Source organism: Parafilimonas sp. (assembly GCF_051953455.1).
In the GTDB taxonomy this organism is placed as follows: domain Bacteria; phylum Bacteroidota; class Bacteroidia; order Chitinophagales; family Chitinophagaceae; genus Parafilimonas.
In genome coordinates, this window is record NZ_JBQCIT010000055.1 from 99,368 (window position 1) to 115,712 (window position 16,345).

Consider the following 16,345-nt stretch of genomic DNA (forward strand, 5'->3'; position numbering starts at 1 on the left):
TTATTTCTTGTTCGCTGCTTATCAAAACATATTGCATGCCCGTTATAGGTTTAATTCGTGAAGGAAAAGTTCCTGCTGATAATCGTGTTGCACTTACGCCCGCACAATGCCGGTGGCTTTTAAAGAACACTGATTTTAAAATTTTTGTACAACCTTCTTCAACGCGCTGTTTCAGCGACAATGAATATGAGCGTTCGGGCGCTGTGTTACAGGAAGACCTTTCCAACTGCGATCTTTTATTAGGCATTAAAGAAGTGCCGGTAAACATGCTGCTGGCCAATAAAACCTACATGTTTTTTTCCCATACCAAAAAAATGCAACCCTATAATCAAAAGCTTATGCAGGCAATGGTGGAGAAGAAAATTACATTGATTGACTATGAATGCCTTGAGCATGAAGACGGCCAACGTATTATAGGCTTTGGTTTTTTTGCAGGCATTGTGGGTGCGCACAACGGGTTAATGGCTTATGGTGAAAGAACGGGGGCCTATAAATTGGGAAGGGTTTATAAACAGAAAGATTACCTCGAATTAATTCATACGTATTTTGGTTTGAAGCTGCCGCCTGTAAAAATTGCAGTAACAGGCAGCGGCCGTGTAGCACATGGCATTCTCGAAATAATGAATATAGTAGATGTTCAGGAGGTGGAGCCCGATGAATATCTAAGCAAAACTTTTTCCTATCCTGTTTATGTGCATTTAAAGGGCGCAGATTTGTACACGCACAAAGAAAAGAGAACGTATACAAGGGATGATTTTCATGCCAATCCGCAGGCGTATGAATGTTTATTCCGTTCCTATATTTCACAAACGGATATTTTAATGAACGGTATTTACTGGGATACAGCTATTCCGCGCCTGTTTGAAGCAGATGATGTTAAAGCAGAAGATTTTCGCATACAAACCATTGCAGACATCACCGATGATGCGCATGGGAGTATTCCTGTAAACCTTGGCGATTGTTCAATAGACGATCCTGTTTACGGTGTGGATAAAAGCACGCTGCAGCGTACAGCACCTTATTTAAAAACAAGTATTGATATAATGGCTGTTGGCAATTTACCTAATGAATTACCCCGCGATGCAAGCCGTTTCTTTGGCGAGCAATTAATAAAACATGTGTTGAATGATTATATAAAAGGCAGCATCGTTATTGACAATGCAACTATTCTGAAAGATGGGAAACTTACGCCGGGTTTTAAATATTTAAGCGATTATGCTTACAGTTAAATTAATGCAGGCATTGCGGGAAGTTAAATCTTCCACTCCCTAATCTCATTCGCCCATTCATGGCGGTAAGGCGTTGCAATGCGAATGTAGTTATCGGTATAACCTTCCATCATGCCATTTTTATTATGGTCTTCAAACAAAACTTTCCTGGTTTGCCCGGCATGTTGTGTCGTGAAATATTGCAGTTTCTGATAAGACAGGTTGCGCAGAATTTTATTGCGTTCATGCCTTGTATGCACCGGTACAACAGGCTCTATATCCAGCGCCTTGGTATTATCCCTTTCCGAATAAGTGAACACATGCAGGTAAGAAACATCAAGGTTGTGCAGGAATTCAAATGTTTCATTAAAGGCAGCCTCATCTTCCGAAGGAAAGCCAACGATCACATCAACACCAATGGCGCAATGTGGCATAAACTGTTTTATAACCGCTACTTTTTCTGCATACAATTCCCTGCGGTAGCGACGGCGCATCAAACCTAAAATTTTATTGCTGCCGCTTTGCAGCGGGATATGGAAATGCGGCATGAAGCGTTTACTTTCAGCTACAAACTGAATGATCTCGTTCGTTAATAAATTAGGTTCAATAGAAGAGATGCGGTAACGTTCTATGCCTTCCACATTATCTAATTCCTGTATAAGCTGGTAAAAATCCTGCGTGTGTTTTTCACCATTAGGGCCTTTTCCAAAATCGCCGAGGTTTACACCGGTCAATACAATTTCCCTTACACCTTTTGCTGCCAGCGTTTCCGCATTGCGGATAACATTATCAATACTGTCGCTGCGGCTTTTGCCCCGCGCCATAGGAATGGTGCAGAATGAACAATTATAATCGCAGCCATCCTGCACTTTTAAAAAAGTTCTTGTTCTGTCGTTTACAGAAAATGAAGTGTTGAAACCTGTAATGGCTTCAATATCGCAACTGCATATTTTAGCCGAATCATTTTTATGCAGGTCTTTTAAATGTTGTGTGATATTAAATTTTTCGGCGGCGCCCAGCACCAGGTCAACACCGGGTATTTCTGCAATTTCTTTTGGTTTTAGCTGGGCATAACAACCGGTAATTACCACCAAACTTTCCGGCGCTTTGCGCTGAATCCTTCTCACAATCTGCCGGCATTCTTTATCAGCATTATCAGTAACGGAGCAGGTGTTGATAACATACACATCGGCATTATCATCAAAATCTTTTTTCTCAAAACCATCTGCTTCCAATAACCTTGAAAGCGTGGATGTTTCTGAAAAATTCAGCTTGCAGCCCAATGTATGAAATGCTACCGAACGCCGTTTTTGCATAAGCGTGCAAAGATACGGTTTGCATATTTTTGGCAATTACCCCAATTGAATTTAAAGGTTCAGTTTAACAAACACAATGCTTTTGCATGGGTTCAAAAAACTTAATACAGCAGCCTGTAACATTTTTAGGAGCAAGTACGTAACTGTACACAAGGTGTTCATTTTCGAACACTCTGCGTATTTAGTATTTGCTGAAATACTTGCTGCACAAGTATTTTGGCTTTGGCATAGTGGTTGAAAAATAGATAAGCGGCCTATCCAAAACGGAAAGGGTTGTGAGCTGCTACATAATATAAACAACATTAAATAATCACGGTCTAAAAAGTCCTTTCCTCAAGGAGAGGATTCAGGAGAGGCTTCTTATGTTTAGGAATTATTTAAAAATTATCTTCAGAAACTTCAGCAAGAATAAAACGTTTTCGTTTATCAATATTATTGGCCTTACCATAGGCCTTACAAGTTGCCTGCTAATAGCACTATATATACAGCAGCAATTGAGTTTTGATAAATTTCAGAAGAATGGCGACCGCATTGCCCGTGTAATTATGGGATACAGTTTTGAGGGCAGCGATGCGGGTAATAAAGGCAATTACACCAGTGTTCGCGTGCCGGTGGTAATGAAACAAAATTTTCCCGAAGTAAAGGATGCGGTGATAATGACGAACAGTAAAAAGATCATCCGTTATAACAACAGCCTTGTTACGGAAAATAATTTCATGTATGCCGATTCCTCTTTTTTCAACCTGTTCAGTTTTGATTTATTAGAGGGCAATAAGAACACGGCGCTGACGGAGCCTTACAGTGTTGTGCTCACGCAATCAAGCGCAAAAAAATATTTTGGTAATGCAGACCCGGTGGGTAAAACGTTGCAGCTTTCAGGCGACAGTAATTTCTATAAAATAACGGGCCTGGTTGCCGACTGCCCGGCCAATTCGCAAATACAGTTTGACTTTATTGCTTCTTTTTCAACGTTCGGCATGTCGAAGGAGTATTATAGCACTTACTGGAACGCCAATTATACAACCTATCTTCTTTTGCATGATAAAAAATCCATTAGCACATTGCAGGCCAAGCTGCCTGCATTTATGAAAAAAGAAATGGAAGGCCAGCATGCTACTGTAAATTTTTATCTCGAACCTTTCAATAAAATTCATCTTTATTCCCCGTACGATGCTTTTGCACCCAATGTGAGTATAACTTACATATATATATTAGCCGGCGTGGCCCTGCTTATTTTGGTTATTGCCTGCTTTACTTATATCAATCTCAGCACAGCAAGATCGGTTGAACGTGCCAAAGAAGTAAGCATACGTAAAGTGGCCGGCGCACAAAAAAATCAAATATTCTGGCAGTTTATTGGCGAATCGGCGGTTGTATGTTGTATTGCTGTTTTGCTGGGTTTAACCTGTGCCGCTTTGTTGCTGCCTTCTTTCAGCCAGCTTACCAATCAGCAGTTGCAACTATCTTCATTATTATCCTGGCCTATACTTGCGGTTGCGGTGCTCATTATTGCCGTTGTAAGTTTTGCCGCGGGCAGTTATCCTGCGCTGGTTTTATCATCTTTTCAGCCGGCAAGGGTTTTAAAAGGCGCTTTTAAAAACGCAGCATCGGGTCAATGGTTAAGAAAATCGCTGATTATTTTCCAGTTTGTAATTTCTGTTTTCCTGATCGTGTCCACATTCATTATTCAGCAGCAATTATATTATATCCAGCATAAAAAACTGGGTTACGACCGGGAGCATGTTTTGGTACTTCCGGTTAGTTATGGCCCTAAAAATGTTGATTTAATTAAAACTGAATTTAAGCAGAACATAGATGTAAAAAACGTTTCACTTTGCTACAATACGCCGGTAAGCATTTTGGGCGGTTATAACATGAGCAAGCCTGAAATGCCTGAAAATGCACAGATAGCCGTAACTGCCAACCCGGTTGATAACGAGTTTATACCTGCAGCAGGTTTACAGTTAATTGCCGGGGAAAACCTTACAACGCAGGACTTAAAAGATGTGTCGGATGAAGATGAGGATGCGCAGCCAGTCTTTCATTTCATAATAAATGAATCAGCTGCAAAGCAGTTAGGCTGGACGCCGCAGGAAGCTGTTGGCAAAAAAATGTTTCTCGACAAATCGAGGCCGGGTTATGTGAGAGGTGTGGTAAAGGATTTTAATTTTCAATCACTGCGTAACCCTATCAAACCCGTGGTACTTTTTCCAAGCCCTTATGGCAATACTTTAATGGTGAAGATAACCGGCAACCACATTCCGCAAACGATTTCCTTTTTGCAGGAAAAATGGAAAACGCTTGTGCCCGACAGACCTTTTGAATACAGGTTTTTAGACGATGATTACAACAAGCTTTATCAAAATGAATTAAGGCTTGGAAAGATAATGAACATATTTGCCTCCATAGCCATTATACTTGCCTGCATTGGCCTGTTTGGATTGTCGGCTTATTCCGCACAGCAGCGGGTTAAGGAAATTGGCGTGCGTAAAGTGCTTGGTGCAACGGTAAGTAACATTGTTTTTGTGTTATCAAAAGATTTTATAAAGCTTGCGTTCATTGCTGCATTGATTGCTTTTCCTATTGCATGGTGGGCTATGCATAGCTGGCTGCAGCGTTATGAATACCGCATCAGCATTGAATGGTGGGTATTTGTTGTTACAGCCCTGGCAACATTATTAATAGCATTGTTAACGGTAAGTTTTCAGGCTGTGAAAGCCGCGTTGAGCAACCCGGTGAAGAATTTGAGAACGGAATAGATGGCGCGGCTCCAAAGAGGCTATTTTCCTTATGTAATTATAAACTTCACATAGGTTGTTTATCTTTAAACGCTTATGTACAATGTTCCATATTTCAAGGCGGCAAACCATAAAGATATAACTGATTTTATGCACGCACATCCTTTTATTATTTTGTGCGGTTGCAATAAAAATAACCAGCCCGCTGCCACACACATTCCCGTATTAATAGAAGAAAGAGATGGTAAAATATTTTTGCAGGCGCATGTAATGCGTAAACAGAAACATACATTGGCTTTTGAAGAAAATTCCAATGTGCTGGCTATATTTTCAGGCGCCCATAGTTATGTAAGTGCGAGCTGGTATGAAAAAAAAGATGTTGCCAGCACCTGGAATTACCAGGCTGTACATGCCGGCGGCATACTGCATTGGAAGGATGATAAATTTCTTTATACACTGCTTGAAAAGCTTACCGCGAATTTTGAAGCAAATCCGCATTCGCCGGCGCTGGTTGGAAAGATAGATGAAGGATATATGCATACCATGATGAAAGCCATCGTGTCTTTTGAAATAGAAATAACATCAGTTGAACATATATTTAAGCTGAGCCAGAACCGCGATGAAAAAAGTTATGAAAATATAATAGGACGTTTAAGCGATGGCGATTCTGATGCAAAAGCAATTGCTGAAAGAATGAAAGAAAATAAAGCCAATGTTTTCAGGAAATAAAATCAACAACAGTAATCATGCCCTGTAATATTTACACATATACCAGCAATGCAATCAATCATCAATAAAAATTAATTTTGCTTTAATGAACCGCACTCAACTCATCGAACAAGTCAAAGCAAAACAATCTTATTTATGTGTTGGCCTCGATACTGATGTTGCAAAAATCCCCGGGCATCTTCAAGCGCAGCCGGAGGCCGTATTGCAATTCAATAAAGCCATTATTAATGCTACAAAAAACTATTGCGTTGCCTATAAAATAAATACCGCCTTTTATGAAGTATATGGCTTGAAAGGCTGGGAAATACTGGAAGAAACGCTGGCCTATATTCCATCAACACATTTCACCATTGCTGATGCAAAGCGCGGTGATATTGGCAATACCTCTGCCCAGTACGCCAGAACTTTTTTTGAAACGTACAGGTTTGATGCGGTAACCGTTGCGCCTTATATGGGTGAAGACAGCATCCGGCCTTTTCTTGAATATAAAGATAAATTCACCATTGTGCTTGGCCTCACTTCCAATAAAGGTGCCGGCGATTTCGAGTATCTTAAAACCAGTGCAGGCAATTATTTTTATGAGGAGGTGATCAGCAAAATTTCAACCTGGGGCACACAGGAAAATTTAATGTTTGTAGTGGGTGCCACGCAGGCAAAGGAACTGGAAAAAATACGTAAGATTATTCCTGGTAATTTTTTACTGATACCTGGTGTTGGCGCGCAGGGGGGTAGCCTGGAAGATGTAAGCAAATATGGGATGAATAAAGACTGCGGGTTGCTTGTGAATGTTGGCCGGTCAATCCTTTATGCTTCAGCGCAGGAAGATTTTTCCGAAGCTGCAACCACTATTTCCAGAGAATACCAGCAGCAAATGGCGGATTACCTGGAAACTTATTTATCAGTTTAAATACGCTGTGGCCTGATAGTTTCGATTGTTGCTATCGGTCTGACGCTTTGAAGCGTCTGGCTGCGTTATATAATTTTTTGCCTGCTGCTGCAATTCATACATCAAAATCATCAATTCATAACAACTGCGGGGCAATTTGTGTTACTGCCGGCAACGGAGTAATATAAAAGATGGTAATTTGTATAAATGAAACCGGGCATGATGATTTCCTCACACACGGAGAATGTATATAGCGAGGTTCCATGATACCATTGAAAAATCAAACTTGTGCGAATGAAAATTACACTGCCGTATTATACCAGCAAAGACTACGTAATTATGACGTGGACAATGCTGCCGTTTGTGGTGGTATTAAACATCCTCATTTTTGGTAAGCAGTATTTTAGTGGTATTGGCATCTTCTTTCTTGCAACGCTTATTTCAAGTTGCGTAATTTGTATAGATTTTATTATATGCGGCAGCATTGCGGTAATGCTCAAGCGAAGGCTTCCGCTTGATGTACAGGTTAAAAAAAGGCTTGCTATCATGATAATTGTTTTTATCATTATTTCAGGCCTGGTTCTTTATGCGCTTTTTTCCGGTTATGAGCTTATTCATTTTTATGGATACAGGTTTAACCAAAGCGGTTTTACCCTGGCTTATATATGTATGGGCATTTTAAATATTTTTCTCACGCTTTTGCACGAAGGAGTGGCCAGGTTTGAAAAATGGAGGGCCAGTATTCTTGAAACAGAGACCTTAAAAAAAACAGTAAAGCAGGGCCAGCTCTTAGGCTTGAAAAGCCAGGTAAACCCACATTTTTTGTTTAACTGCCTTAACTCTTTATCAAGCCTTATTAATGAAGAGGGCAATGAGGCTGAAGTTTTTTTAAACGAGATGACGAAAGTATATCGTTATATGCTGCGCAACGATGAAGACCTGCTTGTATCGCTTAAAAAAGAATTGGGTTTTATTGAATCATATTACGTGTTGTTGAAAGCAAGATACGGCGATGGTATAGCCGTATCCATACGTGTAACTAAAGAAGCCGAGAAGTGTTTACTGCCGCCACTGAGCCTGCAGGCCATATTTGAAAATGCACTCAGCCGGAATATTATTCAGAAAACATCACCTTTAAAAATAACCATACAGGCAAATGATAACAGGCAGCTTATCATTAAAAATAATATCCAGCTTAGAACGGTAACGAATGCATTTGATTATGAGTCTGGGCTGGATAACCTGGTAAGTAAATACAGGCTGCTTAACCAGGGCGATTTGATTATTGCAGATATGGCGAATGAACGCATGATACAATTGCCTCTAATTAACAGTGAAGCGGAGGTAATGGCATGAGCATTTATGCACCAACACGAAGGGAATGGAGGAGTTTTTTTATACTCATGCCTGTAATTGATATAATTACGCTTTACATAATGTATGGCGAAAGTATATGGATGCGATATGATGCATTCGCAGTTGTTTTCTGTATTAATTTTTTAATAGGAACGGCTACTTTTTGGCTGAATGTGATTGTGATGCATGAAATTCAGTTGGCGTTGCCCGATTTGAAACAAACCGTTAAGCGGGTTGCATTTATTGTAGGCGCACACATTATTATAGCCATAGCTGTTTATACACTTGTGTTTAATGTGTATGATGCTTTTTCGCTGTTTGGATTTGAGAAAGATTTACAGCAGCTAAACCTGTCTATATGGATTGTAATTGCGCTGGTAATGCTTTCGGATACGTTATGGGAATCAGATTTTATTTATAAAAAATATAAAGAAAGCATTATTGAAAAAGAGGAAATGCAGCAGTTGAATATTCAGCAGGAGTTTGATGCATTGAAAAGCCAGGTAAACCCGCATTTCCTTTTTAATTGTTTCAATACTTTATCATCTTTAATTAATGAAGACAGGCCGCAGGCCGAAGTTTTTTTGAATGAGTTGAGCAAGGTTTACCGTTATTTATTACGCAATAATGAAGACAGCTTATCAACATTAAAAGATGAACTTAATTTTATTCAGTCGTTCTATAAGCTTTTAAAAACGAGGCACGGCGATGCTATTGAATTACAGGTAGAGGTTGACCGGAAATACTATAATTATTTACTGCCTTCGCTGAGCCTGCAATTGCTGGTGGAAAATGCCGTGAAGCATAATATCGTGTCGAAAAGCCAGCCACTGGTTATAAATGTTTTCAGTACGGAAGGCAACCGGCTTGCTATTCATAACAACCTTCAGCCCAAGAATATCAAAATGCCTTCCAATAAAATAGGACTGGCAAATATCAGGTCGAAATATGAGCTATTAAATATCAGCGGTTATGAAGTATTGCACGACGGAAAAAATTTTACGGTAGTGTTGCCGTTGATATGGAATAATACAGGCGATATGAAATTTAGTTTTATAAACAGAAGCAGTAAAACAAATATTGATTAACTAAAAAATGAATAACATGAAAATATTGATAGTGGAAGATGAAGAACTTGCCGTTAAAAAATTAAAGAAAACATTAAGTGATGTAGATGACGGTGCAGAAGTTGTTGGCATTGCCGACAGCATAAACGGTACGGTTGAATGGCTGCAAAATAACCCTGCGCCGGACCTTATTTTAATGGATATTGAACTGAGCGATGGCCAAAGTTTTGAAATATTCAGCCGGGCAGAAGTGAGAAGCGCCGTTGTATTTACAACCTCTTATGATGAATATGCCTTAAAAGCCTTTAAAGTAAACAGTATAGATTACCTGCTGAAACCCATACAGAAAGAAGACCTTGCATCTGCATTAAAAAAATACAGGCAGATGAAGCAACTGTATAAAGATGACGATACAAAGCCAGCTTTAAGCGTGGATGCCCTGGTAAAAGAATTGCAGCAAAAGCTGCAGCCTAAAGAATATCGGAAAAGGTTTTTGGTAAAGCATGGCCAAAAGCTTGTTTCAATTGATGTGGATGAGATTGCTTACTTTTTCAGCGACGGCAGGCTGAACTTTTTTAAAACAGATGATAACCGCAAATTTGTGGTGGACTATACAATGGATGAACTGGAAGATATGCTCGACCCTCAACAATTCTTTCGCATAAGCCGTGCCTTTTATGTTGCTGTAAAAAGCATAAGCCAGATACATGATTACTTTGGTAACCGTTTGTTGCTGCAGTTAAAACCTGCTGTTGATAAAGAAGCTATTGTAAGCCGCGAAAAAGTTTCAGATTTTAAAAGATGGATGGGGAAATAATCAATCAATATTGTTTCAGTTAAGAATACTCAATTTTCAATAGACTGGTTAATATTATAAACGTATTGGCTCAACAATCAATAATTATAAAATACCAATCAGTTGTTATCCTTTATTGAGTGTAAAACCAATGGTCGTTCCCACATCTTCTTTACTGCGCACATGAATACTTTGGCCATGCGCTTCAATAATATGTTTGCATATAGCAAGCCCTAACCCGGTACCACCGGCATTACGGCTGCGGCCTGTATCCGTTCTGTAAAAGCGTTCAAAAATCCTTGATAAATGTTGTTCGGCTATACCAATGCCATCGTCTGAAATTTCAATCAATACATGCTGTTCATCTGTATTATAAATGCCGGCCGTTACATGCCCGTCGGTCTTTCCGTATTTAATTGCATTATCAATAAGGTTAATTAAAACACGAACAATTTTTTCTTTATCGGCAAATACTTCAACCGGTTGCTCACATCCTTTTTTAATGCTGCAATGAATATTTTTTTCACCGGCTTTTCTTGAAAGCGTTTCAAACGCTTCGCGTATAATTTCCTGTATAATAAATTTCTTTTTATGCAATAACTGTTCGCCGCTTTCGAGTTTTGTTATTTCGTCAAGATCATGCATCAGGTCAACCATGCGGCTTACATTCCGGGAAGTGTTTTCAAGAAATCTTTTGGTTACAGAAGGGTTTTCCAATGCGCCGTTAAGCAGGGTATCAACATAACCCTGTATGGCAAATATTGGCGTTTTTATTTCGTGCGCGAGGTTTTGTAAAAATTCGCGGCGGTAACGTTCATTGTTTTTAAGATCATCTATTACTGCTGCCTGCTGTTCCGCCCATTTTTCAACATCGCTGTTTACTTCTTCAATACTTTTTTTAGGCAGGATATATTTCTGATAAATCTCTTCCCGTTTATTGGCTTTTGTTTGATAGATATATTTATAAATAACTTTTATTTTCCTGTAAATAAATTTATTTAAAACAAAGCGGATAAGAAAGAACGAAAGTATAAATATAATTACCAGTGCAATAAGGGCATCTATCCATTTTAAACTGATGATGTAAAAAGCAACGCCTACCGGAACTGATAAACATACAGCCGTGAAAAAAGAAAGATTATCCGGCGAAATATTTTTGGTATTAAACATGCATTATCACCTTTTCTTTTTCAAAGGTACACATTGGGTAGCAGGCCTCAGGCGGGGATATTATATTTTGCTCAGGCTGGGTTCCGGCTCGTATTCAAATTTATAACCCACGCCTTTAATTGTGCTGATACAGTTCACGCCAAGCTTCTGCCGTATTTTTCTTATGTGCACATCAATGGTTCTGTCGCCCACAATTACGTCGTTACCCCACACCTGTTCCAGTATTTCATTGCGCAGGAAAACCCTTCCCGGTTTGGTTGCAAGCAGGTGCAGTAATTCAAATTCTTTTTTAGCGAGTATTACAGAAACGCCGTTTACAGCAACCGTATATTTTGTGGCATCAATGGTAATGTTGCCTGCGGTTATAATATTGTTTTCTTCTGTTTGTGTTCTCCTGAATAAAGCGCTTACCCTGCTCAATAAAATTTTAGGGCTTACGGGTTTGGTTATAAAATCATCAGCGCCTGAATCAAGCCCTTTAATATGTGAGCCTTCGTCGCTTAATGCCGTTAACAAAATTATAGGAGAGTCTTTAAACTTCGGTTGTGAACGCAATGCCCTGCAAACTTCAATTCCATTTTTATAAGGCATCATAATATCCAGTATAAACAAATCAGGATTTACCAGCTTTGCTTTTTCCAATGCATCATTTCCGTCCTTTGCCGCATAAACAGTGTAGCCTTCTTTTGTGAGATTATAAGAGATTATTTCAAGAATATCCGGCTCGTCATCGGCTATTAAAATAATTCTGTCTTTCGGGTCCATTAACACAAAGTTTACACAAAAATAACCTGCACTTTCACAATCTGGCGCATTTACATTATTATCTTATTGTTAAGGGTATGGCATAATATTAGCCATAAATTTGCATAATTCACTTTAATAAATATTACGGCTGTTTAAGGGATATGAAAATGAGTATGATTAAACTGAAAAAAGCTTACCTGCTTTTAATTTTCGTTTTTGGATTGTCGGGTTTTGCGGTTGCACAATCTGCTGCCAGGCCAGATATTCCGCTGGTACGGGTTTATTTTCATGAGAAGATTGACAGCACGCAAAAGCTGATAAGAAAACTGGATGGCAAAAATGATGAATTTTTTAAACCCGCAGATAATGAAGACCTGAATAACCGGCTTGACAAGGCATTGACTGAACGGGTTGATTCCATACAAGACGCAATAGAATCCAGTAAGATTGCGGATAACAATGATAAAATACGTTACCTGCGCGGGCTGAATGAAGCATTGCAGCGTTTTTACATTGGGTTCAAATATCAAACGGTTAAATCGCCTGTTTTGCTGGAAGTAGTATCTGGTTATAAAAACTGCATGGTGCTGGATCAGAAGAAGCAATCCATCTTCCCGGAAATAAAAAGGCACAGTTACGATGCCGGCGATATATTAGTGAACGCTTATGCTTTTAATAACAATGAGGGATTGCAGGCATCGAAAGATTTTTTAACGCTGAAGGTTTGTCATGAACATCCGGATCGCATGATGACGATACTCAGCAAGAACCCCGATTTTCCATATACCGACAGTTTAATAGTAGTAGCCGCCCACACCCGGCCCGATGACTTATATACATATGCTGCTGCCTATAATAAATTTGCAGAACGCATTCGTAACAGCCCTGATAGCCTTGTTCAGCTTATTGTGCGTATTTCCAAAATGCCCACAGGCCGAATGTTTTTTCCTTTTCTTGATAACCTTTCTAAGAATAAAATAAGTTTTGATGAAGTTGAAACTGCTTTAAAGGATGATGAAAAATATTATTCGCTGCTTGTAAAAACTGAAATTGATTATGCTGACCGGGTGCGCCGCCGCGATACGCCGCTTTCCATTATTGCATTAAGACGCAAACTTGCTGATAAAGCTTCGGAAGTGTATGTAAATGTTATTAATGGTTTGCATGAATCGCCTGATAACATTCGTTTTCGCAAAATTGCAAATCTTTCACCGGAGGAATTGTATTATCTCGCCGTAATGACGGAAGATGTGATTTATACGAGCAGTTATACGCATGGTGTTTATCCGTTTATCTGGAAAAAAATGAAGACGGCCAAAGGCGGCGACAGCCTTTTGTTGAGCGTGAAGTTTGACTATTTCAGGAAGTGGGTTAAGATGGCTGCCAATTATAACACGCTTGATGATTTTTTAAAACGGATGGATAAGGGCAATGCCCAAATTTTAATGAAGGCTTTTGTGAATGGGCTTGAAAAATCTGCAACGCTTGAAGACGCGGTAGATGTGGCCGATTCTTATGCCAGTATTAATGATAAAGCCATACAGAGCCTTGTTATGAACCAGGTAAAAAATAACCTGCTGCAGGCAAATCAAACGGGCAATAAAAAAGCAGAAAATATTTATGATATTTTAAATACACTGTTCCTCTCTATCGATTCATCCAATCATATTGACCTTTCTGAAAGGTTAGGCATTCCGCCCATATATTTTATGCCGAATAAAGATATGCGGGATGCAAAGGGACGGATTATAATACAGCAGTTTTTTTACGGCGATGAAGACGGAAGAACATTCTTCCCGATGTTTATAAACAGCTTCAGAAATGTCAACTGGAAAATGCAATCCAATAACCAGTGGGTAACCATATCTTCCACCAAAGGCGTTCCTGTAACGATTTATACAAACAAACCTTTGGATGAGAAGCAGGGGCTTGATGCACAGGCGCAGGGAGCATTAAACCAGTATTTGTATGATAATGATTTAAACCCCACGATGGTTATTCATCGCGGGCACAGTTATTGGCTGCCTTCCACATTAGATCAGTTAAATGATTCTGCGAGGCTGGTTATGCTTGGCAGTTGCGGTGCTTATCAAAACCTGAGTAAGGTATTGCAGATTTGCCCGACAGCCCAAATTATTTCCTCAAAGCAAACGGGTGCAGGCAATATAAACCAGCCAATGATCAATACTATTATTGATGAATTAAGACAAGGCAAAGACCTTAACTGGCCGGTGATATGGAAACGTTTCGGCGTTTTATTTAATCACGGGGATTTATTTAATGATTATATACCACCTTACAGAAACCTTGGCGCCGTATTTATTATGGCTTACCAGAAAGAAGTGATGAATGAAGAAGATTAAAAAGCTTGTTCGTTAAGTCGCTTAATGCTTCAGTGTTTTTGTGGTTGAAAAATTTAACCAGGACGAGGCATTGATGCATTTCCATCAGCGCCAATTGTAATAATCCGCTCACTTTGCAGGTAATTAAGCACAAACCACAGCTTTTCTTTTTTTATATGCCGGTGATTGTCCAGGATATTTTGAATAGAAGTGCCGCCGTTATTAATGGTGCTTAATATCTTTTCTTTAATTAAAATAAATTCCTGTTCGTTTATTTCGCCGGATTTTCGTTTCAAGCAATTATCGCAAATTCCGCAATCGTTTATTTCAACATCGCCAAAATAACTGCCAATAAATTTGCTCCTGCATACTTGCGTTTCCCTCATAAACAGCAGCATTGTTTCAACGCGTTTTGTAAAATCGGTTTTGCGCTGTTTATATCTTTCATAGTCTATAACAAGATATTGCGCCGGCGCTCTGTTTGTAATAAAATATATTTGCGGTGTATCTTTTTGCGGCGTATAATCAATTATATGAAAAGACTGAAGCTGTTGTAATTGCTGCTTTACATCTTCAACCGAAGTTTTGGTAAGCCTTGCAACTAATTTTTCACTGATGGAAACTTTATTATCATAAATGCCTTCATACGTTCTCAGCAAACATTTGATTACGGGCTCTAGTTGCGGATGCATATTTTCAAAATCAAACAATAATTCTTTTGGTGCAATAAATTCAATGGTTGAAGCAATAAAAACTGTTTCATTAAAGTTTATGTAACCTTCCTGTTCCAGCATTTTCAACGTGCTCGTGGCAGCGAATGCATCAAGCTGAAAATTCTTAATGAATTCATTTAAATTGAAATTATAATAATTGCCTTCGCCAATGCCAACGGGTATTTGCAGGTAATCAACAAGGCATTGATAAATTCTTTTAATTTCTTTTATAGGCGGGAAATGCAGTTCCGGCAAATGTTTCAGCTCTTTTTCGTCTTCCGGGCTATACAATAAAACGGCATACGATTTTTTGCCATCACGCCCTGCACGGCCTGCTTCCTGGTAATAGCTTTCCAAACAATCAGGCATATTGTAATGAATAACAGTCCGCACATCAGGCTTATCAATACCCATCCCAAAAGCATTAGTGCAAACCATTACACGAATGTTGTTATCTATCCAGGCCTGTTGCTTTTCACTGCGCATTTCATACGATAAACCGGCGTGATAAAAATCTGCATTAATATTTTGGAGGCGTAGCAGTTCCGTAATTTTCTTTGTGAGTTTGCGGCTCTTGCAATACACAATGCCGCTGCCTTTTACATTGTTTAAAACCTCCATGGCTTTGTTTATTTTGCTGTCAACCTTAAATACAGAATAAGAAAGATTGTTACGGTGAAATGACTGCCTGTAGATTAATGCATCTTTTAATTTCAGTTTATCTTTTATGTCTTCCAAAACTGCAGGCGTAGCCGATGCTGTTAAGGCAAGTAAAGGCGCGTCTATAATTTCCCTTAATGCTGCAACCCGTAAATAAGATGGCCGGAAATCATAGCCCCATTGCGATATGCAATGTGCTTCATCAACAGCAATTAAATTGATGTTTAATGCCGGCAAAAATTCTTTAAAGAACCTGCTTTGCAAACGCTCGGGTGAAACATACAGGAATTTATAATCGCCATGGACAGCATGCTGCAAGGCTTGTTTTACTTCTGAAAAAGTTAAACCGCTGTGCAAGGCAAATGCGGGGATATTTTTCTTTTCAAGATTAGCTGCCTGGTCTTTCATTAAGGCTATCAGCGGGCTTATTACGAGGCATAGACCTTCATTCATCAATGCGGGAATTTGATAGCATACTGATTTGCCGCCGCCGGTTGGCAATAAAGCAATTGTATCTTTTTTGTTTAAAACAGCTTGAATGATGGCTTCCTGCTGCGGGCGAAAAGATTCATAGTGCCAGTATTGCTGAAGGATAGAAAGGGGAGAAGGCATGTGCA

General features: G+C 39.3%; 12 protein-coding genes. 8 read left to right on the plus strand and 4 right to left on the minus strand.

Features of this window, described 5'->3' with window-relative positions; genetic code table 11:
- Positions 1-35 precede the first annotated feature (35 nt).
- Positions 36-1,229: an NAD(P)-dependent oxidoreductase gene (locus tag ACTHN6_RS19735; protein WP_440437500.1), complete on the plus strand. Its 1,194-nt coding sequence runs from the start codon at positions 36-38 to the stop codon at positions 1,227-1,229.
- Positions 1,230-1,252: 23 nt separating this feature from the next.
- On the opposite strand, the gene mtaB is transcribed toward ACTHN6_RS19735, so the two are convergent.
- Positions 1,253-2,524 (minus strand): tRNA (N(6)-L-threonylcarbamoyladenosine(37)-C(2))-methylthiotransferase MtaB, encoded by a 1,272-nt coding sequence (gene mtaB / locus ACTHN6_RS19740; protein WP_440437501.1) that lies wholly within the window; start codon positions 2,522-2,524, stop codon positions 1,253-1,255.
- A 362-nt stretch (positions 2,525-2,886) separates the two neighbouring features.
- Between mtaB and ACTHN6_RS19745 the strand changes: the two genes are divergently transcribed.
- From ACTHN6_RS19745 to ACTHN6_RS19770, 6 genes are all read left to right on the plus strand, one after another.
- Positions 2,887-5,283, plus strand: a complete 2,397-nt coding sequence (locus ACTHN6_RS19745) for an ABC transporter permease (RefSeq protein WP_440437502.1) — start codon at positions 2,887-2,889, stop codon at positions 5,281-5,283.
- Between the two features lie 75 nt (positions 5,284-5,358).
- Entirely contained in the window at positions 5,359-5,991 is a 633-nt protein-coding gene (locus ACTHN6_RS19750; protein WP_440437503.1) for an FMN-binding negative transcriptional regulator, read from the plus strand.
- An 85-nt stretch (positions 5,992-6,076) separates the two neighbouring features.
- On the plus strand, positions 6,077-6,898 hold the full coding sequence (gene pyrF / locus ACTHN6_RS19755; protein WP_440437504.1) for an orotidine-5'-phosphate decarboxylase: 822 nt from the start codon (positions 6,077-6,079) through the stop codon (positions 6,896-6,898).
- Positions 6,899-7,171: 273 nt separating this feature from the next.
- Positions 7,172-8,233 carry a sensor histidine kinase gene (locus ACTHN6_RS19760; protein ID WP_440437505.1) on the plus strand — a complete coding sequence of 354 codons (1,062 nt, stop codon included), beginning with the start codon at positions 7,172-7,174 and terminating at the stop codon, positions 8,231-8,233.
- Positions 8,230-9,321, plus strand: coding sequence for a sensor histidine kinase (locus tag ACTHN6_RS19765; RefSeq protein ID WP_440437506.1), 1,092 nt, complete (start codon positions 8,230-8,232; stop codon positions 9,319-9,321). The genes ACTHN6_RS19760 and ACTHN6_RS19765 overlap by 4 nt, the downstream gene beginning before the upstream one ends.
- 16 nt (positions 9,322-9,337) lie before the next feature.
- Entirely contained in the window at positions 9,338-10,117 is a 780-nt protein-coding gene (locus tag ACTHN6_RS19770; protein ID WP_440437507.1) for a LytR/AlgR family response regulator transcription factor, read from the plus strand.
- A gap of 105 nt (positions 10,118-10,222) precedes the next feature.
- Here the strand turns inward: ACTHN6_RS19770 and ACTHN6_RS19775 are convergent, their stop codons facing one another.
- Positions 10,223-11,266, minus strand: a complete 1,044-nt coding sequence (locus ACTHN6_RS19775) for a sensor histidine kinase (protein ID WP_440437508.1) — start codon at positions 11,264-11,266, stop codon at positions 10,223-10,225.
- 60 nt (positions 11,267-11,326) lie between these two features.
- Complete coding sequence (locus tag ACTHN6_RS19780) at positions 11,327-12,031, minus strand: response regulator transcription factor (RefSeq protein WP_440437509.1); 705 nt, start codon at positions 12,029-12,031, stop codon at positions 11,327-11,329.
- 155 nt (positions 12,032-12,186) lie between these two features.
- On the opposite strand from ACTHN6_RS19780, the gene ACTHN6_RS19785 reads away from it, so the two are divergent.
- A complete protein-coding gene (locus ACTHN6_RS19785) occupies positions 12,187-14,376 on the plus strand; it encodes a hypothetical protein (protein ID WP_440437510.1) in 2,190 nt (729 codons plus the stop codon).
- 53 nt (positions 14,377-14,429) lie between these two features.
- Here ACTHN6_RS19785 and ACTHN6_RS19790 read toward each other — a convergent pair whose 3' ends face one another.
- Positions 14,430-16,340 carry a RecQ family ATP-dependent DNA helicase gene (locus ACTHN6_RS19790; RefSeq protein WP_440437511.1) on the minus strand — a complete coding sequence of 637 codons (1,911 nt, stop codon included), beginning with the start codon at positions 16,338-16,340 and terminating at the stop codon, positions 14,430-14,432.
- Between the last annotated feature and the right edge of the window lie 5 nt (positions 16,341-16,345).